Below are 24922 nucleotides of genomic sequence, written 5' to 3'. Positions count from 1 at the left end.
AGCCGATCCGCTCGGTCTGTCACCCCTCGTCGACAGACCGAGCGGATCGGCTCGGTTGCAGCCGGTGGGTGATCCTGCCGCCCCCTCTCGCGGCAGGAGCACTCCCGGTGTCGAGGACGACAATGCCGGGGTGCGCTTGCCGCGCCCTTAACGAGCGCTTGTGGGGGCAGGGAAGCTGTGTGGGAAGGGAATAGGACCGTCGATCAACCGACGATGACGACGACCAGGCGTCGCTCGGTCTCCTCGATGACGCCGCCGACCTTGCCGGAATCGGCCTCCGGATCGGTCATGGCGGTCGGCCCGCCGAACCAGGTGATGGATCGGCGCGGGTCCAGTTTGTCCAGGACCTGCGGCAGTGAGTAGTCGATCTGCTCGACGCGGACCACGCAGATGTGACAGTCGGCCAGGACGGCGGCATCGCGGCGGCACTGGCCCGGTCCGCCGTCGAGAATCAGGGTGCCGGCGTCGGCCACCGCGCCGGCGCACCCGGTGACCACGGCATCGGTACGTTCGCGATCGAGAATCGACAGGTGCGGTTGATCGTCGAGGACACGGTGTTCGCCCGTCAGTTCCCAGCGCCGCAGCCAATGTTCGGGCAGCCCGTCGGGCGCCAGCGCCGAGCGGGCGCCGTGGGCGCGCAGGGCCGAGTCGATCGCCCCCGGAATCTCCTCCGCGCCGACCCGATGGACCTGGGCGCCATGATGTTTGAGGCGATCGATGAACAGTTCGACGATCTCGGCCTGGTCCTCGGCCGAGGGCACCGGGGCGTTGCGCTGATAGTTGCGCGGCACCGGCACCATACGTTCGTCATTGGGTAGCGCCTCGAGGGCATCGCGCACGCGGCGCAGGAAATCCTCCCGCGAGGTCACCGTGAATCTCCCGTTCCATTGCTCCGGCTCCTCCCGCCGGATCGTACTTCGCGAACCAGGCTACCGTGCGGTAGGAGATCGCGAGCTCAGCCTACGGATTCCCGGCTACGCCGGCGGCGGATCAGCGTGACGACCAGATCGGCCGCGGTGGCCGCCCACACCGCCAGCGCCACCCACGCCTCACCGTGCCCGAAGGCAACCATCCATTGTTCGCCGGTGGCCTTGCCCAGTTCGGCGGTTCCCACGCCGTACATGCCCACGGGAAACACGATGCTCCACAGGCCGGGTTCGTAGCTCAGCCCGAAGTGCCGGACCAGATGCCGCCAGATGCCGGCCGCCAGCAGCAGCGGCACCAGCCAGCTGCCGAAGGCCCACAGCACCAGCGTCGAACCCTCGAGCATGGGCCGTACCGTCGCGATCAACGCCACCGAACTCTGATCCATGATCTGGGTGCCGGCCAGCACGCTGATCGCGGTGGCGCCCATGAAGATCCAATAGGTGGGCGCCAGCAGCTGCGCGGTCAGCGACGTGCCGAACAGGGTGCCCAGCACCACCGTCGCCACGATGCCGTAGAGCACCACGCCGACCGACCAGCACAGCAGCGCCGGCACCGCGAAACGCTGACCCCACGGCTGCGGCAGCCCGGTGGCGGCCACCGCGAGCGATTGCGTGCCTACCACCCACAGGAACCAGGTGCCGTCGGCTCCGGTCACCGCGGTGGGCGCGCCGTGATGCACCATCATCAACGCCGGAATCGCGTATACGAGCACCGCCCACGCGACCGTCGCCACCAGCAACAAGGCCAGCGCCGCACCCACCCAGGCGTGTCGCGAGAGCCCCGCCGACAACACCGCGGTGCCGGCGACGAAGGCGAGATAGGTGAAGCCGGTCGCGGGATTCACCGCATCGCCGATCACGCGGTCGCGGAAGAATGCGATGCGCAGCAGGGTCGCCGGCACGAGCACGGCATAGGCGATCAGGCCGATGATCAGCAGGGCAGTGCCGCCCCATTCCCACCCCGCCGCGCCGACGGCCCGCGAGACGATGCCGGTCGCCATCACCGAGGCGAACCACCCTGGCCCGAGATTCGCGACGAAACCCACTCGCCGCCCGAACGACTCGCTCACAGCGTGAGTGTTCCACGCGAACGTCGCCGAGCCGCGCATCCACACGCTCCGGGGTCGGGTCGAGCTGACGCCGCTCAGACGGCGGTGACCTTGTCGTCCTCGGCAGCTGGTTCCTCACGAACGACCAGCAGGCGTTCGCGGTGGTGTTCCTCGTGCAGGTCGCGGCGGCGGGCGTGCAACAGTTGTTCGAGAGTGACGATGCCGCACAACCTGTTCGGATCGTCGCGCGCGACCACCGGCGCTGCCGTCACGTGCGCCAGCGCGAGTGCGTTGGCCACCTCGCGCAGGGTGTTGTCCGGATGGACCGAGGTCCGGATGCTCAGGGTGGCGGCCGCGACCGTGGTGCCGAGGCAGTTCTGCAGCACCTGACGGGTGGTCACGCCGACCAGCGCGCCGGAACCGTCGACCACGGGATAGAGCCCGGCGTAGTGGGTCTGCGGCAGGATCGGGTCGATGAGATCGTCGATTCCGAGCACCAGCGGATCGGCGGTCATCACCTCGTGGGTGAAGAACGTCTCCAGCGGATCGGTGGTGTATTCGCGGGTCAGATGCAGTCGGCGGCGGGCGATCTTCTCGGTCAGCACCGAACGCTTGAGCAGCAGCACCGACACCGCGTACGCCGAGACCGAGGCCACCGCCAACGGCAGCACGTCGTTCCAGGCATGGGTGAGTTCACAGGTGAAGACGATGCCCGTCAGCGGTGAGCGCATCACACCACCCACGACCGCGGCCAGTCCGCACATGGCCCAGAAGCCGGCGGTGACGTGCGGCAGCAATCCGCCCTCGGCGGCGCCCAGCGCCGCGCCGATCATGAACACCGGCGCCAGCACGCCGCCGGAGGTGCCCGATCCGAGTGAGAGCGACCAGATCAGCGTTTTCACCACGAGGATGCCGACGATCAGCGACAGCGTGGCATGTCCGGTGAGCAACTGGTCGATGACGTCGTAGCCGACGCCGAGCGCTCGCGGTTCGAACAGGCCGCCGATGCCGATGATCAGGCCGCCGATCGCGGGCCACCACATCCAGTGCACGGGAAGTTTGGCGAAGGAGTCCTCGGCGAAATACACCATCGCGGTGGCGGCGATGGCCAGCAGTCCGCCGGTGATGCCGGGGATCAGCGCCAGGCCGTCGGACAGCGCGCCGGGAGTGCGCCCGTCGGTCGCTACCGCGAAGACCGGTCCGTTGCCGAGCATCGCCCAGCGGCAGATGGTGCCGGTGACCACGGCGGCCACCACCGGAACGAAACTGCGTGGCCGCCATTCGAACAGCAGCAGTTCCACCGCGAGCAGAATCGCCGCGAGCGGGGCGTTGAAGGTCGCGGCCATACCCGCCGCCGAACCGGCGACCAGCAGTGTCTTGCGTTCGTCCGCGGACAGTTTCAGCAACTGCGCCAGAATCGAGCCGACCGCGCCGCCGGTCATGATGATCGGCCCCTCGGCGCCGAACGGCCCGCCCGAGCCGATGCTGATCGCCGCCGAGGCCGGCTTGAGCAGCGCCACCCGCGGTTGCACCCGGGACCCGCCGGTGAGAATGGCCTCGATCGCCTCCGGCATGCCGTGGCCGCGAATCTTCTCCGAGCCGTAGCGCGCCATCACCCCGATGATCAGGCCACCGACGACCGGTGCGCTCAGCACCAGCCACCACGGGTGATGGGTCGCGCCGGGCGCGACCATCTCGGTGCTGAGGCGTTGATAGAACACGAGATTCGTGATGAAGCCGATCAGCTTCAGCAGCGCGTAGGCGGCCCCCGCGGCCGCGCCGCCGACGGGTATCGCGAGTCCGGCGATCAGCAGCAGTCGCGGCGTGACCTGGAAATCGCCCAGATGCGTTGCGCGCGAATGCCCGGCGCTCATAACGACCCCGGCCCGGTCGCGGTGACGAAGGGCGTGGTGGCGGCGGCCTGCACCAAGTCCCGCGCCGCGACGATCACGCGGTCGCGCGCCTCGGGAGTGAGCCCGTCGAGCAAGGACCCGAAGGCGACTTTTCGCCGCTGCAGCACCTGGTCGACCACCGCCTGCCCGGCGGTGGTGACCTCGATGGTGACCACGCTGCGGTTGTGCGCATCGGTTCCCCGCGCCACGTATCCGCGGCCCTCGAGTTTGTCGGCCAGTCGCGTCACCGAGGAGGCGTTGACGCCGAGCGCGGCGGCCAGCCGCGACGACGACACCCGGCCGAGGGCCTGCAGGATCAGCAGGAAGCGCATCTGCGGAAAGGTGACGCCGGGAGGCGCGGCGTGGGCGCTGTCCCAGGCGATGGAAACCAGCATCCGGGTCAGCGCTTCCAGTGCCGCGATCTCGGCGGTGGTGCTCTGTGCGGGCGCGGCGTCGGCGGCCGACGCGGCGGTCTCCTCATGGCCTTGCATTAGACAAGAGTTGCAATGTGCAAAGGCTGGGGTCAAGTCGAGCGACCTCCGTTGTGGTCGCGATCACAGTCGCGGATGTCGTCGATCGGCCGTTGTTCGCTGAATTGTGCCGGCGATGTTTGTCTTGTTACGGTCGGCTCCGCGCAGGACGCGCGTTGTCGCCGGACCGAGGGAGTTGATGAATATGGCCGTCACGGGCCGTGTTCGGCATGTCCTCGTCCGTTCGTGCATTGACGCATGACCGGATCGTTCCCACGATCTGGAGCTTGTTTCGTGTCTTCTGTTTTCCCGGTGGCCGAGGTGGTCACCGAACGTCTTGTTCTGCGTCGCTGGACCCGCGCCGAGATCGACGCCGTCATCGCGGGTGGGCACCTGCCGCACTGGGCCGTTGACTTCCCGGCCGAAGGGGATCGGGTTGTCGCCGGTCTGATGTCGGATCATCCGGCCTGGCTGACCGAATATGGTCATCGGCTGGTTGTCGAACGCCGCAGCGGCCTGATCGTCGGGTCCATCGGCTTGTTCTGGCCCCCGAGCAGTGGTGGGGTCGAAATCGGTTACGGCATCGTGCCGTCCCGGCGTGGTCACGGCTATGCGACCGAAGCCGCCCAGGCGTTGACCGAATTCGCGTTCACCGCACCAGAAGTGCACACGGTGTTCGCGAAGGTGGAACTGTCGAATCCCGCGTCGGTGCGGGTGCTGGAGAAATCCGGGTTCCGGCGATGGACCACACCCACCGACGAGAATGTCGTAGAGCTGCGCGTGACTCGCGCCGAGAGCGACGACGTTCGGGCGAGCGGGTGACCTCGTCGCCGGTAGTGCGATAGCCGGGCTTGGTGCCGGCGGCGTCGCCGCCGGCACGGTCATGGTCTGTGCTCCCGCCCTTCGTGGCCGGCACTTGTTGCTGGAAGATCAAGTGCCGCTTGATGAAAGAAGTCAAAGTCGCCATCGGGAAGGGTGTGCAGGTTTCAGTCACGCCCGACCGGTCGTTCAGGCGTGGTCCAGGGTGCCGTTGCGGAGAGCCGTGGTGAAGGCGTCCCATTCGGCAGGGGTGAAGACGAGGGCAGGGCCGGTGGGGTTCTTGGAGTCGCGGATGCCTACATGACCGTTGTCGAGGAACGCGGTCTCCACGCACTCTTTGCCGCCCCCACTGCGGCTGGATTTGAACCACTTGGCGCCGGCTAGGTCCAGGTTCACCGTTCGTGCTCCCTTGCTATCTGCCGCAGTCGGCGCTTGCTGTCTGCAACGTCGTGCGCCGCATCCCGAATGACGCTGTACGCCTGACGATACCTGGCGACGTCCTTTGCGCGCTCGAGATATAGATCGCCTGCAAAGGATTCGATGTACACGACTGTCGGAGACAGTTCGCGTCCCTTCGAGTCGGTGCCGAAGTCGAGGATGGCAAACGGACCTGTCGGGAGACCTGCGGGAAATCCGGTCTCGTAGGGCAGCACTCTCACCGTGACGTTAGCCGGAAGATTTGCCAGATGATGGCATTGTGCCGCCATGATCTTTCCGCTGCCCACGACGGTGTGCAGTACCGATTCATGGATGACGAAATCGACCATGACCGGTTTGACCTTCCGAGTCAGCAACATCTGGCGCTTGACGCGTAGCTGGATTCGCCGTTCCAGCTCCTGCTCGTTGATGTCGGAGTAGTAGCCCAGTTCAATTGCCCGAGCGTAGGCCGGTATTTGTAGGAGTCCAGCGACGATATGAGGTTGGAAGATCGACAGTTTCTCCGACGACGACTCCAATCCGACGTACAAATCGAAGTTTCCGGTGATCACATCATCGAATGCCTGCCACCAACTTTTCTCGGTGCTCTGCTTCGCCAGGCCGATGAGCCCCGCACACACCTCGGGATCGTCGATGTCGTAAATGCGGCACAGCGCCTCCACATCGAGCACGCGGATGCTGGGGGATTTCCCGACCTCGAGCCGAGACAGTTTGCTCGCCGACCATTGCATGAGCGGCGCAACGTCTTCCAGCCGCAGGCCGACGCCGAGGCGGGCCTCCTTGAGATACCTTCCCAATTGCCGCCGGGGCAGAGTGGTCGAGCTGTCCTCACCGATGTTCGTCACGGATTCCTCGTTTGCATCGTGAGCGGTCGCCGTTTGCACGAGGAAAGAAATCGGCTACCCCCGTGCGAACCGCTCTGGGCCGTCGCAGAACCTTCGCTGCATATGCATGGCGCTATTGTCCCGCCGGCTCATTCGGTGGTCTTCTTGAGCCACCCCGATGGCCGGGAAACTCGAATCGGCAAGTCGCACAACCGTTGCCCCCGGATGCGACTACACCCGTGATGATACCGACGAGACATTACCGCGTAGCACCGACGCCGCAAGGTAATGGCCGAAAAATGGCCCCGGCCATCGGGAGTACCACCAGCCGTATGTCCGCTGGTGCCCCGACGATGTCCGGAGGTGTTCTCCCGTGCACGGTTTGCGACCGATCATCCACAGCGCCCTGCCAACCATGACCACCACGCTCGCTCACCGCATCATGCAGGACCATCTCGACTGCCCGATCACGGTGTGCGCCAGGAAGTTACAGGCCAAACTCTGGCTCGTCGCGACGGGCGCCATGCACCCCGCCGACCGCCCGCACTTCGGGATCTGAGCATGACCAATCCGGTCTTCCACGGCCCGCTCGCCAACCCGATCTCCCCCGAGCGGATGCACCGCGAGATCCACGCCGAACGCCACGCCGTCTGCACCCCGCACACCTGCGACATGCTCAGCAGCTGCCGCAACATCCTCACAACCCTCGGCCACGACCCCGACGCCGCGACCACCGCCCAATGCCCCGCCTGCCACACCGGGCCCGCCATGAAACTGCCACGCTCGCAGGACGTTTCGACGCCACCGTCCGCACTCCTCACCGAGTGCCGCGAGCAGGCATGAGGTGCCTGCGGGGTCCCCTCCCGACCCCGCAGGCCACCGCAACGCCCCGCTCCGCAATACCTCGCGCGTCACCCCGCCCGACAAGGAACGACGTATGACACCTTCTCTGCCGCAACGCATTCCACGAACATCATCGGCACCGGCGATCCAGGGCGACCCACTCTGGTACGCGGCAATCGCACAAGCCCTACGCGCCACCCCCGCGGCCAGTTTCCCCTGCCTGAACGACCTGATACCCCGCCGCCCACCAACCCCCACCCGAACCGACACCGCACAGCCCTGCCCCCGAACTATTCGTGCAAACCTCCGCCGAAATGCGTGAAAACTGCAAACTCGGGCGGGGTTTGCACGATCAGTACAGGTGCCGCACCTCGGGATAGCCCATCCTTCACCGTCGAATCGAACTCGGCGACATCTGGCACCGCGAAAACGACGGCCCCGGTTGCGATCGATGATCGGAACCGGGGCCGACAGAACGAGGTGAATTACGCAGAGGCGGTGATGAATTCGGCCGCCTTCTCACCGATCATGTAGCACGGCGCGTTGGTGTTGCCGCCGGTGATGCTCGGCATGATCGAGGCGTCGGCGACCCGCAGGCCCTCGATGCCGCGCACCCGCAGCTGCGGGTCGACGACCGCGCGCTCGTCCACGCCCATCCGGCAGGTGCCGACCGGGTGGTAGACCGAGTGGATCCGCATCGGCAGCTCGCGGCGCAGCGCGGTCTCGTCGGTGAACGCGGGGCCGGGGGAGAACTCCTCGGTGATGTCGCCGGCGATCGCCTTGTTCGCCGCGGCTTCGCGGATCATGCCGATGGCCTCGACCAGGAAGTCCATATCGGCCGGGTCCGAGAGGTAGCCCGGGTCGATCAGCGGCGAGGCCAGCGGGTCGGTGGAGGCCAGGCGCAGTTCGCCGCGGCTCTTCGGGTAGATCAGGGTCGGGAAGATGGTCAGCGCCTCCCGCTTGTCCACCATGTGCAGCTTGTCCTCGTCCTGGTTGGGCGTCGGGTAGCTCCACGGCAGGGTGTGGATCTGCATATCCGGGATGTCCTTGGCGGACGAGGTCCGCACGAAGCCCACGGATTCGAAGACCGTGCGCCCGAACCAGGAGCTGCCGGGGCTGCGCAGTTCCTTGAGGAAACCGGCCGCGAAATGCGACGGAATGCCGCGGTGCAGCGCCTTCTTCGAGATGAAGGTCATCGGCACGAACAGGTGGTCGTGCAGGTTCTGGCCGACCGGCAGATCCGCGTTGACCTCGATGCCGAGGTCGCGCAGGTGCCCGGCGGGGCCGACGCCGGACAGCATCAGGATGTGCGCGGAACCCATCACGCCACCGGAGACCACGACCTCCTTCTCGGCGCGGATGATCCGGCGGCCCTTCTTCTCGATGACCTCGACGCCGGTGGCGCGGCCCTTCTCGATCACCACGCGCGCCACGTGCGCCTTGGTGACGACCTTCAGATTCGGGTTGGGGCGGTTGGTGATGAAGCCGCGAGAGGAGCTGTAGCGCAAGCCGTCTCGCACGCTCTGCTGGAAGATGCTGATGCCCTCTTGGGACTCACCGTTGTAGTCTTCGATGACCGGGACGCCGAAGGTTTCGGCCGCGGCCTCCATCCACTCCTGGGCGATCGGGGTCAGTTCCTTCTGCCGCGTCACCTCGATGGGACCGCCGGAACCGCGCAGCTCGCTGGCGCCGCCCTCCCAGTTCTCCAGGCGCTTGTAGGCAGGCAGCACGTCCTCGTAGCTCCAGCCCTCGCAGCCCTCGGCGGCCCAGGAGTCGAAGTTGGCCTTGTTGCCGCGCACGAAGAGCATGCCGTTGACCGAACTCGAACCGCCCAGCACCTTGCCGCGCGTCATCGGTACCCGGCGCTCGGCGGCGTGCTTCTGCGGAATCGAGTACTGCGACCAGGTGACCTGGTGCTTGAGCTGCGGAACCGTGTGAACCGTCGTGATCATGCCCGGGACCGTGACCAACTTGGTGTTGTCCTTGCGGCCGGCCTCGAGCAGGATGACGCTGGCGCCCTGCTCGGCGAGCCGACTCGCGACAGTGGCACCGGAGCTGCCCGCGCCGATGACGATGTAATCGGCTGCGCTGGTGTCGGTCATGTTCGGTTACCTCATCTTCGAAGTGGTAGCGGCTGATCGCGGCTCCGCTCGGCGCGGGAGCGTGCCTCAGCTCACTGTAGAACAAGTTCTAATAATGGTGAAGACGCGCGCTGGGGAAAAATGATCTCCGGGACGCGGTCCGGGAGCGACTTCCTGGCTATGACCAGGGATGTTGTTCACGTCACATCATAGAACAGGTTGCAGTTCTTCGTCGACGCGGAGAGGTGGTGACGAGGGTTCGCCAACTCCCCTCGGCCCGTCGGCGGACGGGTCCGGCGGCGGAAGTCGCCCTCGCGGCGGCCGAGATTCCACCTATCATTTCGACTGTGACCGATATTCGTGAAATTCCCGTACAGACGCTCGCCGGTGAACCCGCGACCCTCGCCGAACTCGCCGGTGACAAGGCACTACTCGTGGTCAACGTCGCCTCGAAATGTGGTCTGACACCGCAGTACACCGGACTGGTGGCGCTGCAGCAGGCCTACGGCTCACGCGGATTCAGCGTCGTCGGCGTGCCGTGCAACCAGTTCATGGGACAGGAACCGGGCACCGCCGAGGAGATCCAGCAGTTCTGCTCGACCACCTACGGGGTGGATTTCCCGCTGCTGGCCAAGGTCGACGTCAACGGTGACGACCGGCATCCGCTGTATCGCGAACTCGTGCAGACCGCCGATGCCGAAGGCGATGCCGGCGATATTCAATGGAATTTCGAAAAGTTCCTGATCGATCGTGACGGTAAGGTCGTCGGTCGTTTCCGTCCGCGCACCGAACCGCAGGATCCGAGTGTGGTCGCGGCGATCGAAGCGGTATTGCCGTAATTTCCGGACGCCGCCGGAAATCGCGTATTCAGTCCCGCAGCACCTGCAGGGCCGATTTCTCCAGCCGGTCCGCGATTTCGGCATACGAGGCGTAACCCACGCCGGCGCGAACCAGGGCGCCGGCATAAAGCAATTCCAGCGTCTCCACCACATCGGGATCGGCGTCCGGGCCCAGCGCGTCCAGCAGGCGCCGCCGGATCTCGGTCCCGATGCGCAGGCGCAAATGCGCGACGTCGGGATCGGTGCCCAGCAGCGCGCTGGTCACCGCGCCCGCCAGCGCGGGTTCGTCGGCGACCAGCATCGCGATCTGGCGCAAAACGGCGACCACCCGGGTGGTCCGGTCGGCGCCCGCCTCCGGCTCGGGGGGCGCATCGGCGGCCAGTCGCCGCCAGAAGACCTCGGCGACCAGGTGTTCCTTGGAAGAGAAATAGGTGTAGGCGGTGGCCGTACCCACTCCGGCGGCCGCGGCCACCATGCGCACGGTGAGACCGGCGAAGCCCTCACGCGACAGAACTTCCAGCGCGGCCTTGGTCAGCCGGTCGACGGTATCGGCCTGCTTCTCGGTGAGGCGGCGGCGAGTTGCCTCCATATTCACCGGTGTAGGCTCGGTGGAAATGGGATCGGACACGTGTCTGGATGCTACTGTAGTGAAGCTTCGAAAGCAACTCGCATACCCGTTGCCGAAGCGGATACAGTCGCAAATCACAAAATATCGCATCCGCTCGCAAAGTATCGAGAGATGATTTCCGAAAGGTGTTCTTCTGATGACTCGTGCCGATTCGATAATTCCCGCGGAATCCGAAATTTCCGCGGATACTCGCCGATTGTTCGAGCTGGCCGAGCAGGCGATCGGCTTCATGCCGGTCGAGGAGGGACGCGCGCTCTACGAGGCCGCCCGGCGCTACGCGGGCGACGGGATAATCGTGGAAATCGGCACCTACTGCGGTAAGTCGGCGATCTATCTCGGCGCGGCGGCCCGCGAAACCGGCGCCACCGTCTACACCATCGACCATCATCACGGGTCCGAGGAACATCAGCCCGGCTGGGAATATCACGACACCTCGCTGGTCGATCCCGAAACCGGCCGCTTCGACACCGTCACCACATTCCGCCGCACCATGGTGCGCGCGGAATTGACCGATACCGTGGTCGGCGTCGTGGGCCCCTCGGCGACCGTGGCGAAGCACTGGCGCAGCCCGATCCGGCTGCTGTTCATCGACGGCGGGCATACCGAGGCCGCGGCCCAGCGCGATTACGACGGCTGGGCGCACTGGGTGGCGGCCGGTGGTGTGCTGGCCATCCACGACGTCTTCCCGGATCCGGCCGACGGCGGGCAGGCGCCGTACCACATGTACCGAAAGGCGTTGGACAGCGGCAATTTCCGCGAAGTCGCGGCCATCGGATCGCTGCGGTTGCTCGAGCGCGGCACGGGGTGCGGCGGTAAGGGCTGAAACGGCCGAAGCGGAAGCGATGAGGTCGCGGCCGGCTCAGCTGGGTGAACGCACGCAGTCGCAGGTGAGACCGGTCGCGATATCCGCCCCGGGCACCAGGTCGCGGAAGATCCCGTTGCCGCCGGTGGTGCGGGTCAGCGCGTCGGCGGCCAGCACCGCCGCCGCACCGGTCCAGGTGGTGCGCTCCTCCGGCCAGCGCTTGCCGTCGGCGAAAACCAGTCCGGTCCAATAGGATCCGTCGTCCTCGCGCAGGTGCTGGATACTCGCCAGCAGGCGCAGCGCGCGATCGGAATCGCCGAGGGTGTCCAGCGCCAGTGCCAGTTCGCAGGTTTCGGCGCCGGTTACCCACGGCCGGTCGGAGACGCAGCGAATGCCGATCTCGCCGACGACGAAATCGCTCCAGCGCGAGGCGATCCGGGCATGTCCCGCCTCTCCGCGCAGCGCCCCGCCCAGCACCGGGTAGTACCAATCCATCGAATACCGGTCCTTCTCGGCGAAGGCTTCCGGATGATGCCGCAGTGCGTGGCCGAGGCGCAGGGCCGCGACCTCCCATTCCGGCTGGGCGAGGCCGAGCAGTTCCGCGATCGCCAGCCCACAGCCGATGCTGTGGAACATGCTCGAGCAGCCGGTCAGCAAAGCCTCGGGCAGGATGCCCTGTTCGGTCTGCAGCCAATAGATCTCGCCGTTGCGTCCTTGCTGCAACGAGATGACGTAGTCGATCGCCGCGCGCACGGTCGGCCACATCGCGTCCACGAAGCGCCGATCACCGGTGCAGCGGTAGTAGTGCCAGACACCGGTGGCGATGTAGGCGCAGAAATTGGTGTCGGTATCGGCGGTCTCGACGACGTCGCCGCGAAATTGCGACGGCCAGGAGCCGTCCGCGCGCTGGGTGTCCGCCGACCAGGCGTAGGCGGCGCGCGCGGCGTCGTACAGACCCGTCACCGTCAGCGCCATCGCCGACTCGACATGGTCCCAGGGATCGGTGTGCCCACCCCGGAACCACGGGATGGCGCCGTCGCTGTGCTGTTGTGCGGCAATGGATTCCGCGGTGGCCAGGCACTGCCGGGCGGTGAGGACGCCGGGAATCGAGGGCAGCTCAGCGGCGCGCACCGGACACCGCCGGCTTGGTGAAGTACAGGGCGACGCTCTTGCCGATCACCGGGTCCAGGGCCGATTCGGCGACACGGGTCAGCCACGGCCGTTTCATCATGTCCCACACCAGCATCCGGTGATACAGCTGCACCGGCCGGGCATCGGGCTTGTCAACGCCGACCAGGCACTTCAGCCACCAGTACGGGGCGTGCAGCGCGTGCGCGTGTTCGCTGTGGATGAAGCGCATGCCGCGTGCGGCGACCTTGCCGCGCAGTTCGTCGGCGCGGTAGATGCGCACGTGACCGCCCTCGTTGGCGTGGTATTCGTCCGAGAGCAGCCAGCAGATCCGCTCGGGCAGCCAGCGCGGCACCGTGATAGCCAGGGCCCCACCGGGTTTCAGAATGCGCACCAGTTCCGCGATCGCGCCGTCGTCGGCCGGAATGTGCTCGAGGATCTCGGAGGCGATGACCACGTCGAATTCGCCGTCCTCGAAGGGCAGGGCCAGCGCGTCGCCCTGGACCGTCTCGGCCTGCGCGTAATCGGGGGCCTCGCCGGCCTCGGCCAGCGCGCCGAACATGACCTTCACATCGGCGAGATCGTCGGCGTTCTGATCGAAGGCGACGATATCGGCGCCGCGCCGATACACCTCGAAGGAATGGCGACCCTGCCCGCATCCCACATCGATGACCCGCAGGCCAGGACCGATTCCCAAGCGGTCGAAATCGACGGTCAGCATACGTTCGCCTCCTGTGTATCGGCGGTCAGGTCGGTGCCCTGGCGGCGGGCGATGGCGCGTTCGTACACCGAAACGGTTTGGGCTGCCACGGCTTCCCAGCTGAAGACGGTGAGTGCGCGGTGGCGCCCGGCGGCGCCGAGGTCGTCGATGCGACGCGGATTGTCGAGCAATTTCCCGAGGATTCCGGTCAGTTCGTCCACATTGCCGGGCTCCACCAGTTCGGCACAGTCGGCCGCCACCTCCGGCAGTGCGCCGGCCCGGCTGGCGACCAGGGCGGTGCCGCTGGCCAGCGCCTCCACGGCGGGCAGCGAGAAACCCTCGTACATGGACGGAATGCAGGAGATCTGCGCCGAGGCCAGCAGTTCGGCCAGTGCCTCGTCGGACAGTCCGCTCGACACCGTGACGATATCGGAGATGCCCAGTTCGGCGATCAGCTTCTCGGTGGGGCCGTTCGGTTCCAGCTTGGCCACCAGTTGCAATTCGACGTCGTGGGTGAGCCGCAGCCGCGCGAGCGCCTGCAGCAGGTGAGAGATGCCCTTGAGTGGTTTGTCGGCGCTGGCCACGGCCACGATCCGGCCCGGTACGCGACGCTCGCGCGGCCGGAACAGTTCGGTGTCGACGCCGAGCGGGACCACCCGCAACTGGGAGGCGTCGACGCCGAAGTCGTCGGCGATATCGGCGGCCGAGGTCGAGGAGACGGTGATCAGATCCGGAATCAGCCGGGCGACGCGCTGCTGCATGCCGAGGAACCCGTACCAGCGGTGAACGAACGCCTTGCGCCGCCACGGCGCGGCCGCCAGATCGACGGCCCGGTCGCGGGTGATCGGATGGTGGATGGTGGCCACCAGCGGCACCCGGCGGGCGATGTCGAGCAGTCCGGAACCCAGGCACTGGTTGTCGTGCACGACATCGAAATCCGCTGCGCGCGAACGCAACAGCCGTGCCGCGCGCAGGCTGAACGTGCGCGGCTCGGGGAATCCGGCGGTCCACATCGTGCCCAGCTCCAGCAGGTCGATGCGGTCGCGGATCTCCCCGGGCCGCGGCGTGCGGAACGGATCGGAATCGCGGTACAGATCCAGGCTCGGCACCTCGGTCAGCTTCACCCGGGGATCGAGCAGTTCCGGGTAGGGCTGACCGGAGAACACCTCGACCTCATGGCCGAGTTCGGCCAGGCCGTGGCTCAACTTCCGGACATACACCCCCTGCCCGCCACAGTGGGTCTTGCTGCGGTAGGACAGCAGGGCGATACGCACGTCTTCGGCTCACTTCCTGTTCAGGCGCCAGGTCGCGGTGGTGGTTCAGGCGCTCGCGCGCAGGGGCGCGAGCTTGCCGGCCAGGCGGTCGAGATAGGCCAGCACCTCGGCTTCGGACTTGTCCGGCAGTCCGTACAGTACGTCGGTCACCCCGGCGGCGCTCCATTCGGTGAGCCGCTGCGTGTCGGGTTTGCCGTCGAGGGCGACCACCCGCGGGGTGTCCTCGCGGCCGGCCTCCTGCCACACCTTGGTCAGCAGCTGCAGGCGTTCCAGCAGCGTATGGGTCTCGTACGGGGTGGTGATCCAGCCGTCGGCCGAGCGTGCGATCCAGCGGAAACCCTGTTCGGTGCCCGCGGTGCCGATCAGCACCGGCACCTTCGCCTGTACCGGCTTCGGCCACGCCCAGCTGGGGCCGAACTTCACGAAGTCGCCGTCGTAGCTCGCCTCTTCCTCGGTCCACAGCGCTCGCATGGCCTCGAGGTACTCGCGCAGCACCGTGCGGCGCTTGTTGCCCGGCACGCCGTGGTCGGCGAGTTCGTCTGTGTTCCAGCCGAATCCGGCGCCGACGCTGACCCGGCCGCCGGACAGATGGTCCAGGGTCGCGATGGTCTTGGCCAGCGTGATGGGATCGTGTTCGGTGGGAAGTGCCACCGCCGTGGACAATTCGATGCGTTCGGTGACCGCCGCCGCGGTGGCCAGCGCCACCCACGGGTCCAGGGTGCGCATGTACCGGTCGTCGGGCAGACTCTCGTCGCCGGTCAGCGGATGTGCCGCCTCCCGCTTGATCGGGATGTGGGTGTGCTCGGGCACGAAGAACGACTCGAAGCCGCGCTCCTCGGCGGCCTCGGCCGCGACCGCCGGCCGGATGCCGCGGTCGCTGGTGAACAGGACGATGCCGAAACGCATGGTGTTCCTTTCGGTTCGGTCGGGCATCAGCTCGAGGCCGGACCGTCGTTGGCGGCGGCGCGGCCCGCGCGGCGACCGTAGAAGCTGCCGTCGCCGAGGGAGGTGCCGCTGGCATAGCCGCCCGCGCAGACACCGGAGGTGCAGCGGCCCGCGGCGTACAGGCCGGGGATCGGCTCGCCCGTGACGTGGATGACCCGGGAATCCAGATCGGTGCGCAGACCGCCGAGGGTGAATCCGGCGGTGAAGTTGCGCATATCGAATCCGGCCACCGGCGTCCCGATCGGCTTCACCCACTCCGGCTTCTTACCCAGCAGCGGATCGGAGCCGGATTCGGCGTGCCGGTTGTAGACCTCGACGGTGGCCTGCAGCGAACCCGCGGGCAGGCCCATATCGCTTTCGAGTTCCTCGACCGTCTCCGCAGCCCAGGTGGGGGGCTGGCGGAAGAAGGGGGTGCTGGACTCGGTCTTCAGCGCTTCCTCGAGCGCGGCCTCGTCGATGATCAGGTAGGCCTGGTTGTCCTGCTGGATCAGCGTGGCCTGGCCGATCCGGCCCGGATAGGTGTCCTCGGCGATGTAGCGCTGACCGCGGCCGTTGACCAGAATGCCGCGGACCATCATCTGCGGATCGCCGAAGAAGGCGACCTCGGTGGCGTCCATATGCGCCAGTTCGGCGCCGAGTGCCTGGGCGACCCGGATGCCGATGCCGTCGTGTTCCTCGATCGCGGCGGCGGGCCGGCCGATGAGTCGCGGCGCGTAGCCCTCGATCATCCGCTGCTCGTAGGCGAAGCTGCCGGTGGCCAGCACCACGCCGCGACGGGCGCGCACGGTGATCTCCTTGCCGTAGCGCTTGGCCACCACGCCCACGACGCGATTGTCGGCCGCGACCACGAGCCGCTGAATCCGGATGTCGTATTCGGCTCGCACACCGAGGGATTCGGCGGTGTCGGTGAGCGGCTTCATCAGCATGTAGCCGCCGCCCTGCTCGCCGATGCGCTTGTTCTGCATCTGCGGCAGGTGCCCGCGCGGCGCCGGGGTGGCGATGTCCTTGAACGGCGCGGCGTTCTCACCGCCGGAGTACATCAGGCCCTCGTCGTGCGGGGGTTCCCAGCCCGGCTCGCCCCAGAACTCCTCTTTGAACGGAACACCTTGGGCGACAAGCCAGTTGAAGTGTTCGACGCTGCCCTGGCAGTAGTCGTGGATCTTGGCCTCGTCCACGCCGGGCCCGAGGGCGGCCAGCATGAACTTCTCCATGTTCTCCGGGGTGTCCTCGAAGCCGAGCGCCTTCTGCAGCGGAGTCCCGCCACCCAGATAGATGAATCCACCCGACAGCGAGGCCGCGCCGCCCCAGCCGCCGGTGCGCTCGAGGACCAGCACGTCGGCACCGGCCCGGGCGGCCTCGATCGCGGCGGCGACGCCGGCGATGCCGTATCCGGCGATCACCACATCGGCCTCGTAGTCCCAGTCGGTGATGTCGGCGGCGGGCTGGGGGCGTACACCCAGGGTGTCGGACATGGTGGGTTCGTTCCTCACTTCTCGGCGGATTCGGCGGCTCGGGCGGCGGCCTTTTTCTCGTTGGCCTTCTTTTCGGCGGCCACGACTTTGCCGACGACGCTGTCGAGTTTCGTCCCGGCGGCCCAGCCGGTGTAGTGGCACAGGAAGATCGCGATCTCGCGCAACTGCTCCTCGGTCAGTTCACCGTTGCGCAGGGCCGCGCTGACCTGGATCTCGGTGACGTCGAGGTGGCCCTGCGCGGTGAGCGCGCCGAGCAGCAGCAGGCGGCGATCACGCACGGACAGTTCCGGGCGGCTCCAGATGTCGGCGAACAGATGGTCCGCCGTCACGGCGAAATGCGCGCCGGGTCCGTCGGACATCTCCCAGCCGTAGACCTCGCCCATCTTGGCCACCCCGCGCGCGCGACGCTGCTCGGGGGTGAGGCCGTCGGTTTCAGCGCTCATTGCTCTCCTCGGAAGTGTCGGTGGCTGTCCGCGCGGCCCGCGAGATATCGCCGGGACCGACGCCGAGCCCGTCGCCGAGTCCGCTCAAAGCCATTCGGGCGAAGGGCAACTCGACACCGAGTCGCTCGCCCAGGGCCAGTGCCAGCGACAGATCCTTCTCACCCAGATCGCGGGTATGCGTGAAGATCGAATGCCAGAAGTCGTCCACCGCGACCGGTGCGGTGGTATCGCGCAGCATGATCGCGCCCGCCCCGCCGGTGATGGCATCCGAATGCCGGACCACCTTGCCCAGGTCGACGATGTTCAGCCCGGCCGCCTCGGCCAGTCGCTGCGCCTCCGCGGTGGCCGTGAACGAGACGAAATGCAGCAGGTTGCGGGCCAGTTTCATCCGGGTGCCGGCGCCGACCTCGCCCGCGTGCACCACCAGTTCGGCCCAGTAGCCGAACGGTTCGCGCACCTTCTCGAAGGCGGCGTCGCTGCCGCCCACCATGACCGCGAGCGACCCCTTCTTGGCCCCCGCGCCGCCGCCGCTGACCGGGGCGTCGACGAAGTCCACCTCGTGTTCGGCGCAGATGCCGGCCAGTTCTACGGCGGTCCGGTCGCTGATGGTCGAATGCACGGCGATCACCGTGCCGGGGCGCGCGGCGCTCAGCAGGCCGTCCGGACCGGTGACCACGGATCGGACCTGCTCGTCGTTGAGGACGACCACCGAGATCACCCCGGCGCGCTCGGCGACCTCGGCCGCCGTCTTCGCCGGCTCCGCGCCGCCGTCGACGAACGGCTGCACGGCCTCGGCCCGGGTGTCGCAGACGACGAGGCCGCCGGGGCGCTTCAGCAGCCGCTCGGCCATCGGCGCACCCATATTGCCGAGGCCGATGAAGCCCGCAGCGCTGGTGCTGTCGTTCGTGGACCCGCTCATGGGTACCTTTCGATGCTGTCTGGACACGTGTACGGAACTATAGGTTCGACTCTGATCTTGGCGCAAGAACTTGTTTCAATTCCGCGGTTGTGTCAAGGCGGCGGAACCAGCGCCGACCACGGCGTGGACGGTTGCCGGCACCCTGGTCGAACGTCCGCTTCTTCGTAGCAAAAATGGCCGATCCATTGTCGGTCCCCGATTGCGGTGGTACCGTCCAGACACATGTCCAGCGATGTGTCTTTCGCGCCTGTCCGCGAGGGATATCCCGGCCTGAACTCGTTCTCGAAAACGGGCTGACGGACCACGACGTTCGCGGTCGCCGCAGCCCGGTGACCGCCCGGATCAGGCCGTGCCGGATATCGGCGCCGGCCCTCGACACAGAATGTGAAGGAAGCTGCGATGTCCGGTTTTTCCCGGGACGAACTCGACGAGATGGTCCGCCGCTGGGTGGTCGAGAACGAACGCTGCGAGGCGGCGGGGGACTGGCGGCCGCTGGCCGACATGTACACCGAGGACGCCACCTACGGCTGGAACTACGGACCGACCCAGGAATTCATGGCGGTGGGCCGCGACGAGATCCGCGAACTGGCGCTGGGACAGGAGATGGACGGCCTCGAGGGCTGGACCTACCCGTACCAGGAATTCGTCGTCGACGAGCGCAGCGGCAACGTGATCGGCTTGTGGAAGCAGGTCAACGAGAACACCCGCCCCGACGGCCGCCACTACAGCCCGGAGGGCATCGGCGGCAGCTGGTTCCGCTACGGCGGCAACTTCCAATGGTCCTGGCAGCGTGACTTTTTCGACTTCGGCAACGTCTCGGCGCTGTTCGTGGAGATGATCACCGCGAACGCGCTGTCGGAGGGGATGCAGAAGCGGATCGAGCGCTCGGGCGCGGGACCGCTGCCGGGCTGGTACAAGATCGGCGAGTCGCCGGTCCCGCTGTGGTGAGCGCGATGCCCGCGAGTCGCTTCGCCACACTCAGCCGGGAGCAGCTGGCGGCGCTGGTGCCCGAACTGCTGCTGTGCGGGCATCTCATCGATCGCTCGGGAATGGCGCATTCGATCGGCGCCTTCGGACGTGACGGGATGGCCGAGGTGGCGATCGAGGAATGGCAGCTGGCCAGTCCGATCTACACCCGCAGGATGCGCGCGGCCCTCGATATCCCCGGCGACGGCGTCGTCACGATATTCAAAGGGCTGCAACTGGATATCGGCGCGCCGCCGCAGTTCATGGACTTCCGGTTCCGGGTCGACGACGACCACAACGGCGAATTCTGGCTCGACCACTGCGGTGCGCTCGCCGACGTCGAGCCGATGGGCGAGGACTACGTGGTGGCCATGTGCCACACCATCGAGGACCCCACCTTCGACGCGACCGCGCTGGCCACCAATCCGCATGCGCAGGTGCGCCCGATCCACCGGCCGCCCCGGCAGCCGGCCGATCGGGTGCCGGTGTGCGCGTGGACGGTTCGCATCGACCCGGCCAACGAACCGCCCTCGGTCCCGCGCAATGCGGCGCGCATGGCCGAATTCGCCGCTGTCGACCTCGAATTGGCGCCGATCGAAGCCGGGGGTCCGGGCCGGTCCGACTACCGCGGGCCACTGCTGAGCGATATCGACTTCGCGGACTTCTCGCATTCGGCGCTGGTCCGGATGGCCGACGAGGTGTGCCTGCAGCAGCATCTGCTGAACCTCGGATTCCTGATCGCGGTCGGCGAGCGCGCGGACGCGGAGACCACCGCCACGATCGCGCGCAAACAGTTCACCGGGATCGCCGGGCTCACCTCCGAACGCCTGCGCGCGGTACTGGGCCTCGGTACCGGCTTCGAGGATCTGGCCCAGGTGCTGCGGGTGCATCCGGCGTGGAATCCGCTGCCCTACGTCGACATGCAGGTCGACGCCTATCACGATTCCGCGATCCTGCGCATCGCCCGCGACAGTCCCGGTGTGCGCGACGGCGGCTGGCCGGCCGCCGTCGACGCCGAACATCTGGAGCCGCTGGCGGCCATGGTGCGCGGGGTGAATCCGCGATTCGACGTGCACGCCCGCGAGGGCGACGAGCGCGAACTCGTGGTCGAGATCACCGCTGCTGCAACGCCTTTCCGGGAGTCGCCGGAGGTGGCGATCACTCGGTTCAGCACCGGGGCGGAGTTCCACTTCGCACCCCGGCAGTCGCTGCCGCTGACGGTCGTCTGACCGCCCTCAGTCCCGAACCGCCGCTACCGACGAGAGATCTCAGATATGCCGAACAATTTCGCCGACCTGTTCGAGCACGCCGTGGACGCCATGCCGGATCGGGTGGCGCTGATTCAGGGCGAGCGCCGGGTCACCTATCAGGAGCTGGAACGCCGCGCCAACCAGCTCGCCCACCACTTCGCCGCGGTGGGCCTGGGGGAGGGCAGCCACATCGGCTTCCAGATGCACAACAGCATCGAGACGATGGAAACCCTGATCGCCGCCTTCAAGATCCGGGCGGTGCCGATCAATATCAACTACCGCTACGGCGCGGACGAACTGCGCTACGTCTACGACAACGCCGACCTCGAGGCGGTGGTACACCACCGGTGCTACGCACAGGTCGTGGATCAGGTGCGTCCGCAGGTGACCACGCTGCGCCACGCCTTCGTCGTCGACGACGATCAGGGCGGCGACGGGCTGCCCAGCGAATCCACACCGTACGCGGAGGCATTCGAAAGCGCCTCGGCCGCACGCGATTTCGGTGAGCGCAGCGCCGACGACCTGTTCATGATGTACACCGGCGGCACCACCGGCATGCCCAAGGGCGTGATGTGGCGCCAGGAGGACATGTGGCGGGTGCTCGGCGGCGGCATCGACTTCTACACCAACGTGCCGGTGGCCGACGAGTTCGAACAGTCGCGGGTCGGCTCGCAGAACGACCCGCTGCGCTGGCTGATCCTGCCGCCGCTGATCCACGCCGCGGCGCTGATGCCCACGTTCACCGCACTGTGGTCGGGCAACACCGTCGTCTACGAACCGCGTTTCGACGCCGACCGGGTCTGGCAGGTGGTGGCGGGGCAGCGGGCGAATATCGTCGTCATCACCGGCGATGCCATGGCGCGGCCGCTGCTCAACTCCTATCGGCGGTCGCCGGTGGACGCCTCCTCGATGGTCGCCCTCGCCTCCGGTGCGGCGCTGCTGTCGCAGCCGGTGAAGAACGAGATGCTGGAGTTGTTCCCGCATGCGGTGATCACCGATTCGATCGGCTCCTCCGAAACCGGATTCGGCGGCATCGGCGTGGCGCAGAAGGACGACGACCCGTCCCGCGGGCCGCGCGTGCAGACCGGGCGCGGTGCGGTCGTGGTGAACGAGGAGGGCCGGGAGGTGGCGCCCGGCGAAGAGGGCTGGATGGCCAAGAAGGGGTCGGTGCCGCTCGGCTACTACAAGGATCAGACCAAGTCCGACAAGCTGTTCAAGACCGTCGACGGCGTCCGCATGGTCATCACCGACGACCGCGCGCGGGTGGAGGCCGACGGCACCATCACCCTGATCGGCCGCGGCAACATGGTGATCAACACCGGCGGCGAGAAGGTGTTCGTCGAAGAGGTGGAGGCCGTCGTAAAGGCCCACGAGGGCGTCTACGACGTGGTGGTCATCGGAGTTCCGCACGAGCGCTGGGGCCATCAGGTCGCGGCGGTGGTGTCACCGGCAAGCGCCGATCCGCTGGATTTCGCCGACCTCGAGGCACACGTCCGCAAGCATCTCGCCGGATACAAACTGCCGCGCAGCATTTGGGTGGTCGACGCGGTCGGGCGCACGCCCAGCGGGAAGCCGGACTACCGGTGGGCGAAAGCCCATGCCGAATCCCATCCGCCGGCCCACACCGTCGGCTCCTGAACCCCTCGGGATCCTCGCCGGACGTCGCGCCCGCGGCGTTCGGCGCCGTCGTGTCCGGGCGATCTCGGTGAATGGGATTTCCCGGTCGAGAGGGCCTGCCGAATCAGACTGTAACGTGTTCTACTTGGAGGATGACAGCGGTGCATTCCGTACTCGGTGAAAAAGTCAGGATGCCGGTCGAGATCCGCGACGCCGACGCCTGTGCGGCGACATTTCTCGTCGACGCGGCGGCGGCCCGGGAGATCGTGGCGCCGACCGGACTCGAACCACTCACGGTCGCCGGACGCGGGGTGTGCTCGCTGGTCTTCGTGCGCTACGTGGACGGCGACCTCGGTCCCTATCACGAATTCGGCCTCACCCTCATGGTGCGCGGCCGCGACAAGGACCTCGGCGTCTACATTCCCTGGCTGCCGGTGAACCAGACGTTCACCTGCGCCGCCGGCCGCGAGATCTGGGGCTTTCCCAAGGAGATCGCCGATATCCGGATCACGCCGGTGCGTCGCGGCAAGCGCTGCGAGGTGCGCATCGACGACCGTCTGGTGGTGGCGATGGAGGTCGCCGGTGGCGTGCCGTCGCCGGGTGGAATGGGCGGTGCGTCGATCGCCGCCTACACCCATATGGACGGCGTCCTGCGCCGCACCCCGTGGGTGATGAATCCGTCGCAGGTGCGAATGGGGCTGGGCGGCACCAGGATCGAACTCGGTGATCACCCCGTCGCCGAACAGATGCGCGCCCTGGGGTTGCCCAAGCGCGCACTCTTCAGCAGCCGGATCGGACTGCTGCGCATGACTTTCGAAGACGCGGTGGAGGTTCGATGAGCAAGACAGCACTGGTGACCGGTGCCGCCAGCGGCATGGGACGCATGGCGGCCCAGCGACTGGCGGCCGGCGGCTATCGGGTGGCCGCACTCGATATCAACGAGACCGGCCTGGCCGAAACCGCGCGCCGATCCCCGAATATGAGCACCTACACCTGTGATGTCGCCGACGAGCAGGCGGTGCGCACGGTGGTCGACAAGGTCCGCTCGGACCTCGGGCCGATCGAGCACGTGGTGCACGCGGCGGCGCTGTGCCGGGTGGGTTCGGCTCTGACCCACGATGTTTCGGAAATGCGCCGGGTGATGGACATCAACTACGGCGGGACGATCAATATCTGCCAGGCCATCGTGCCGGAGATGAAGCAGGCGGGCCGCGGCACGCTGGTGCTGTTCGCCTCGGTGGCGGGCTGGCTGCCCTCGCCGGGCCTGGCCGCCTACTCGGCCTCCAAATTCGCCGTCGTCTGCTACCACGAAGCGCTGGCCCAGGAGTTGAACGGGACCGGGGTGCGGGTGATCTCGATCTGCCCGCCGATCGTGGAAACCCCGCTGCTGGAAGGCATTCGGGCCGCCAACGAGGCAGTGGTAGCCGGTCAGAAGGGCATCACCCCGGACCGGGTGCTCGATGCCGCCGAGCGAGCGGTAGCCGACCCGAAGGCGCCACTGTTCATCTTCCCCGGTCCGGCCAAGCCGCTGTGGCTGGCGCGGCGTTTCGCCCCGAACTTCCTGCGCAAGCAGGTCACTCGGATGGTGAAGCCGGAATTGTGACGGTGCCCGAACTGATCGTGCAAACCTCGGCTCGAAATCGAGTTTTCTCGCAATCACGCCGAGGTTTGCACGATGTGTTCGGCCTGCTCGCACCCGGCCGGCAGCCGGGTTGCGGCCGAATCAGCGGCCCTTGAACTCGGGCTTGCGGCGCTCGGCGAAGGCGCGCGGGCCTTCCTTGGCGTCCTCGCTGCGGAAGACGGTGAGGCCGAGCTGCGAGTCGATCTTGAAGGCCTCGTTCTCGTGCATACCCTCGGTGTCGCGCATGGTCTTCAGAATCGCCTGCACCGCCAGCGGGCCGTTGGCGTTGATCTTCTCGGCGAGCTCGAGCGCCTTGTCCAGCGCGGTCCCGTCCGGCACCACGTGGCCGATCAGGCCGTACTCCTTGGCCTCGGCGGCGGTGATGTGGCGGCCGGTGAGCAGGATGTCGGCGGCGACGGTATAGGGGATCTGCCGGGGCAGTCGCACGGCCGAGCCGCCCATCGGGAACAGGCTCCAGCGCGCCTCGGACACACCGAATTTCGCGCTCTCGCCGGCGACGCGGATGTCGGTGCCCTGCAGAATCTCGGTTCCGCCGGCGATGGCAGCGCCCTCGACGGCTGCGATCAGCGGCTTGGTCAGGCGGCGGCCCTTGAGCAGCCCCGGAATGTTGGTCGGGTCGAAGGCGCCGCCGGCGCTCATATTCTTGGCCGGATCCTGTTTGGTCATCGCCTTGAGGTCGGCGCCCGCGCAGAACGCGCCGCCCGCGCCGGTGAGGATGCAGGAGCGGATCTCCGGGTCGTTGTCGACGGTGTCCCACGCCTGCACCATCAGGTCGAGCATCTCGGCCGACAGCGCATTGCGGACGGCCGGCCGGTTCATGGTGACGATCAGAGTGGCGCCGCGTCGCTCCAGCAGCGCATGGGGTTCCGTGTTGCTACCTGTTTCAGTTGCTGCCGTCGTCATCGCCGACCCACTTTCCTCATGGTATTACTCGCGTTTTGCGGACGAAGTTACC

At 67.3% G+C, this 24922-nt stretch carries 26 protein-coding genes; 10 read left to right on the top strand and 16 right to left on the bottom strand.

Annotated elements, in window-relative coordinates; translation table 11 throughout:
- Positions 1-203: 203 nt before the first annotated feature.
- The 4 genes from IG65_RS0120040 to IG65_RS0120025 form a co-directional block, all read right to left on the bottom strand.
- Complete coding sequence (locus IG65_RS0120040; RefSeq protein WP_030516472.1) at positions 204-869, bottom strand: LUD domain-containing protein; 666 nt, start codon at positions 867-869, stop codon at positions 204-206.
- Between the two features lie 86 nt (positions 870-955).
- Positions 956-1996 (bottom strand): tellurite resistance/C4-dicarboxylate transporter family protein, encoded by a 1041-nt coding sequence (locus IG65_RS0120035; protein WP_197039878.1) that lies wholly within the window; start codon positions 1994-1996, stop codon positions 956-958.
- Between the two features lie 74 nt (positions 1997-2070).
- Positions 2071-3849 (bottom strand): chloride channel protein, encoded by a 1779-nt coding sequence (locus tag IG65_RS0120030; protein WP_030516470.1) that lies wholly within the window; start codon positions 3847-3849, stop codon positions 2071-2073.
- Entirely contained in the window at positions 3846-4358 is a 513-nt protein-coding gene (locus IG65_RS0120025; protein ID WP_081879610.1) for a MarR family winged helix-turn-helix transcriptional regulator, read from the bottom strand. Before IG65_RS0120025 ends, IG65_RS0120030 begins: the two co-directional genes overlap by 4 nt.
- Positions 4359-4631: 273 nt before the next feature.
- On the opposite strand from IG65_RS0120025, the gene IG65_RS0120020 reads away from it, so the two are divergent.
- Positions 4632-5159, top strand: a complete 528-nt coding sequence (locus IG65_RS0120020) for a GNAT family N-acetyltransferase (protein WP_030516468.1) — start codon at positions 4632-4634, stop codon at positions 5157-5159.
- A gap of 186 nt (positions 5160-5345) precedes the next feature.
- On the opposite strand, the gene IG65_RS0120015 is transcribed toward IG65_RS0120020, so the two are convergent.
- Together IG65_RS0120015 and IG65_RS0120010 are read right to left on the bottom strand one after the other, a co-directional pair.
- Entirely contained in the window at positions 5346-5552 is a 207-nt protein-coding gene (locus IG65_RS0120015) for a DUF397 domain-containing protein (protein WP_030516467.1), read from the bottom strand.
- Positions 5549-6439, bottom strand: a complete 891-nt coding sequence (locus tag IG65_RS0120010) for a helix-turn-helix transcriptional regulator (RefSeq protein WP_051756536.1) — start codon at positions 6437-6439, stop codon at positions 5549-5551. Before IG65_RS0120010 ends, IG65_RS0120015 begins: the two co-directional genes overlap by 4 nt.
- A gap of 394 nt (positions 6440-6833) precedes the next feature.
- On the opposite strand from IG65_RS0120010, the gene IG65_RS38560 reads away from it, so the two are divergent.
- On the top strand, positions 6834-6977 hold the full coding sequence (locus tag IG65_RS38560) for a hypothetical protein (RefSeq protein WP_197039877.1): 144 nt from the start codon (positions 6834-6836) through the stop codon (positions 6975-6977).
- A gap of 2 nt (positions 6978-6979) precedes the next feature.
- Positions 6980-7261, top strand: a complete 282-nt coding sequence (locus tag IG65_RS0120000) for a hypothetical protein (protein ID WP_030516465.1) — start codon at positions 6980-6982, stop codon at positions 7259-7261.
- Between the two features lie 485 nt (positions 7262-7746).
- Here IG65_RS0120000 and IG65_RS0119995 read toward each other — a convergent pair whose 3' ends face one another.
- Positions 7747-9363 (bottom strand): GMC family oxidoreductase, encoded by a 1617-nt coding sequence (locus IG65_RS0119995; protein WP_030516464.1) that lies wholly within the window; start codon positions 9361-9363, stop codon positions 7747-7749.
- 326 nt (positions 9364-9689) lie between these two features.
- Here IG65_RS0119995 and IG65_RS0119990 point away from each other — a divergent pair, with 326 nt between their 5' ends.
- Positions 9690-10181, top strand: a complete 492-nt coding sequence (locus IG65_RS0119990) for a glutathione peroxidase (protein ID WP_030516463.1) — start codon at positions 9690-9692, stop codon at positions 10179-10181.
- A gap of 28 nt (positions 10182-10209) precedes the next feature.
- Here IG65_RS0119990 and IG65_RS0119985 read toward each other — a convergent pair whose 3' ends face one another.
- Entirely contained in the window at positions 10210-10776 is a 567-nt protein-coding gene (locus tag IG65_RS0119985) for a TetR/AcrR family transcriptional regulator (protein ID WP_030516462.1), read from the bottom strand.
- A 169-nt stretch (positions 10777-10945) separates the two neighbouring features.
- On the opposite strand from IG65_RS0119985, the gene IG65_RS0119980 reads away from it, so the two are divergent.
- The gene (locus IG65_RS0119980; protein WP_030516461.1) at positions 10946-11632 is read left to right on the top strand and encodes a class I SAM-dependent methyltransferase; all 687 of its coding nucleotides are present in this window, start codon (positions 10946-10948) and stop codon (positions 11630-11632) included.
- A 36-nt stretch (positions 11633-11668) separates the two neighbouring features.
- Here IG65_RS0119980 and IG65_RS0119975 read toward each other — a convergent pair whose 3' ends face one another.
- From IG65_RS0119975 to IG65_RS0119945, 7 genes are read right to left on the bottom strand one after another with little or no spacing between them, the layout of a single operon-like run.
- Positions 11669-12742, bottom strand: coding sequence for a prenyltransferase (locus tag IG65_RS0119975; protein WP_030516460.1), 1074 nt, complete (start codon positions 12740-12742; stop codon positions 11669-11671).
- Positions 12729-13460, bottom strand: coding sequence for a class I SAM-dependent methyltransferase (locus IG65_RS0119970; RefSeq protein WP_030516459.1), 732 nt, complete (start codon positions 13458-13460; stop codon positions 12729-12731). Before IG65_RS0119970 ends, IG65_RS0119975 begins: the two co-directional genes overlap by 14 nt.
- Positions 13454-14713, bottom strand: a complete 1260-nt coding sequence (locus IG65_RS0119965) for a glycosyltransferase family 4 protein (protein ID WP_030516458.1) — start codon at positions 14711-14713, stop codon at positions 13454-13456. Before IG65_RS0119965 ends, IG65_RS0119970 begins: the two co-directional genes overlap by 7 nt.
- Positions 14714-14758: 45 nt before the next feature.
- Positions 14759-15619: an LLM class F420-dependent oxidoreductase gene (locus IG65_RS0119960; protein ID WP_030516457.1), complete on the bottom strand. Its 861-nt coding sequence runs from the start codon at positions 15617-15619 to the stop codon at positions 14759-14761.
- A 26-nt stretch (positions 15620-15645) separates the two neighbouring features.
- The gene (locus IG65_RS0119955; RefSeq protein ID WP_030516456.1) at positions 15646-17130 is read right to left on the bottom strand and encodes an FAD-dependent oxidoreductase; all 1485 of its coding nucleotides are present in this window, start codon (positions 17128-17130) and stop codon (positions 15646-15648) included.
- Between the two features lie 14 nt (positions 17131-17144).
- On the bottom strand, positions 17145-17573 hold the full coding sequence (locus IG65_RS0119950; protein ID WP_030516455.1) for a carboxymuconolactone decarboxylase family protein: 429 nt from the start codon (positions 17571-17573) through the stop codon (positions 17145-17147).
- Positions 17563-18492: an NAD(P)-dependent oxidoreductase gene (locus IG65_RS0119945; protein ID WP_036525235.1), complete on the bottom strand. Its 930-nt coding sequence runs from the start codon at positions 18490-18492 to the stop codon at positions 17563-17565. Before IG65_RS0119945 ends, IG65_RS0119950 begins: the two co-directional genes overlap by 11 nt.
- 399 nt (positions 18493-18891) lie before the next feature.
- Between IG65_RS0119945 and IG65_RS0119940 the strand changes: the two genes are divergently transcribed.
- From IG65_RS0119940 to IG65_RS0119920, 5 genes are all read left to right on the top strand, one after another.
- Entirely contained in the window at positions 18892-19440 is a 549-nt protein-coding gene (locus IG65_RS0119940; protein ID WP_030516453.1) for a nuclear transport factor 2 family protein, read from the top strand.
- 5 nt (positions 19441-19445) lie between these two features.
- Complete coding sequence (locus IG65_RS0119935; protein WP_156055696.1) at positions 19446-20687, top strand: hypothetical protein; 1242 nt, start codon at positions 19446-19448, stop codon at positions 20685-20687.
- 45 nt (positions 20688-20732) lie between these two features.
- A complete protein-coding gene (locus tag IG65_RS0119930) occupies positions 20733-22346 on the top strand; it encodes an acyl-CoA synthetase (RefSeq protein ID WP_030516451.1) in 1614 nt (537 codons plus the stop codon).
- A gap of 170 nt (positions 22347-22516) precedes the next feature.
- Positions 22517-23164, top strand: coding sequence for an acetoacetate decarboxylase family protein (locus tag IG65_RS0119925; protein WP_231509300.1), 648 nt, complete (start codon positions 22517-22519; stop codon positions 23162-23164).
- Positions 23161-23928 carry an SDR family oxidoreductase gene (locus IG65_RS0119920; protein ID WP_030516449.1) on the top strand — a complete coding sequence of 256 codons (768 nt, stop codon included), beginning with the start codon at positions 23161-23163 and terminating at the stop codon, positions 23926-23928. Before IG65_RS0119925 ends, IG65_RS0119920 begins: the two co-directional genes overlap by 4 nt.
- A 120-nt stretch (positions 23929-24048) precedes the next feature.
- On the opposite strand, the gene IG65_RS0119915 is transcribed toward IG65_RS0119920, so the two are convergent.
- A complete protein-coding gene (locus IG65_RS0119915) occupies positions 24049-24870 on the bottom strand; it encodes a crotonase/enoyl-CoA hydratase family protein (RefSeq protein ID WP_036525233.1) in 822 nt (273 codons plus the stop codon).
- Between the last annotated feature and the right edge of the window lie 52 nt (positions 24871-24922).

This window comes from Nocardia sp. NRRL WC-3656 (assembly GCF_000720265.1).
GTDB classification, from domain to species: Bacteria; Actinomycetota; Actinomycetes; order Mycobacteriales; family Mycobacteriaceae; genus Nocardia; species Nocardia nova.
This window is presented reverse-complemented; position numbering and strand designations above follow the sequence as displayed.

What these genes read in the sequence shown, in the direction of transcription:
- IG65_RS0119995 (WP_030516464.1), bottom strand. Translation starts at nt 9,363, where the DNA reads ATGACCGACACCAGCGCAGCCGATTACATCGTCATCGGCGCGGGCAGC.
- IG65_RS0119920 (WP_030516449.1), top strand. Translation starts at nt 23,161, where the DNA reads ATGAGCAAGACAGCACTGGTGACCGGTGCCGCCAGCGGCATGGGACGC.
- IG65_RS0119915 (WP_036525233.1), bottom strand. Translation starts at nt 24,870, where the DNA reads ATGACGACGGCAGCAACTGAAACAGGTAGCAACACGGAACCCCATGCG.
- IG65_RS0120000 (WP_030516465.1), top strand. Translation starts at nt 6,980, where the DNA reads ATGACCAATCCGGTCTTCCACGGCCCGCTCGCCAACCCGATCTCCCCC.
- IG65_RS0119960 (WP_030516457.1), bottom strand. Translation starts at nt 15,619, where the DNA reads ATGCGTTTCGGCATCGTCCTGTTCACCAGCGACCGCGGCATCCGGCCG.
- IG65_RS0119925 (WP_231509300.1), top strand. Translation starts at nt 22,517, where the DNA reads ATGCCGGTCGAGATCCGCGACGCCGACGCCTGTGCGGCGACATTTCTC.
- IG65_RS0119935 (WP_156055696.1), top strand. Translation starts at nt 19,446, where the DNA reads ATGCCCGCGAGTCGCTTCGCCACACTCAGCCGGGAGCAGCTGGCGGCG.
- IG65_RS0119940 (WP_030516453.1), top strand. Translation starts at nt 18,892, where the DNA reads ATGTCCGGTTTTTCCCGGGACGAACTCGACGAGATGGTCCGCCGCTGG.
- IG65_RS0119980 (WP_030516461.1), top strand. Translation starts at nt 10,946, where the DNA reads ATGACTCGTGCCGATTCGATAATTCCCGCGGAATCCGAAATTTCCGCG.
- IG65_RS0119950 (WP_030516455.1), bottom strand. Translation starts at nt 17,573, where the DNA reads ATGAGCGCTGAAACCGACGGCCTCACCCCCGAGCAGCGTCGCGCGCGC.
- IG65_RS0119930 (WP_030516451.1), top strand. Translation starts at nt 20,733, where the DNA reads ATGCCGAACAATTTCGCCGACCTGTTCGAGCACGCCGTGGACGCCATG.
- IG65_RS0120025 (WP_081879610.1), bottom strand. Translation starts at nt 4,358, where the DNA reads ATGCAAGGCCATGAGGAGACCGCCGCGTCGGCCGCCGACGCCGCGCCC.
- IG65_RS0119970 (WP_030516459.1), bottom strand. Translation starts at nt 13,460, where the DNA reads ATGCTGACCGTCGATTTCGACCGCTTGGGAATCGGTCCTGGCCTGCGG.
- IG65_RS0120030 (WP_030516470.1), bottom strand. Translation starts at nt 3,849, where the DNA reads ATGAGCGCCGGGCATTCGCGCGCAACGCATCTGGGCGATTTCCAGGTC.
- IG65_RS0119955 (WP_030516456.1), bottom strand. Translation starts at nt 17,130, where the DNA reads ATGTCCGACACCCTGGGTGTACGCCCCCAGCCCGCCGCCGACATCACC.
- IG65_RS38560 (WP_197039877.1), top strand. Translation starts at nt 6,834, where the DNA reads ATGACCACCACGCTCGCTCACCGCATCATGCAGGACCATCTCGACTGC.
- IG65_RS0119945 (WP_036525235.1), bottom strand. Translation starts at nt 18,492, where the DNA reads ATGAGCGGGTCCACGAACGACAGCACCAGCGCTGCGGGCTTCATCGGC.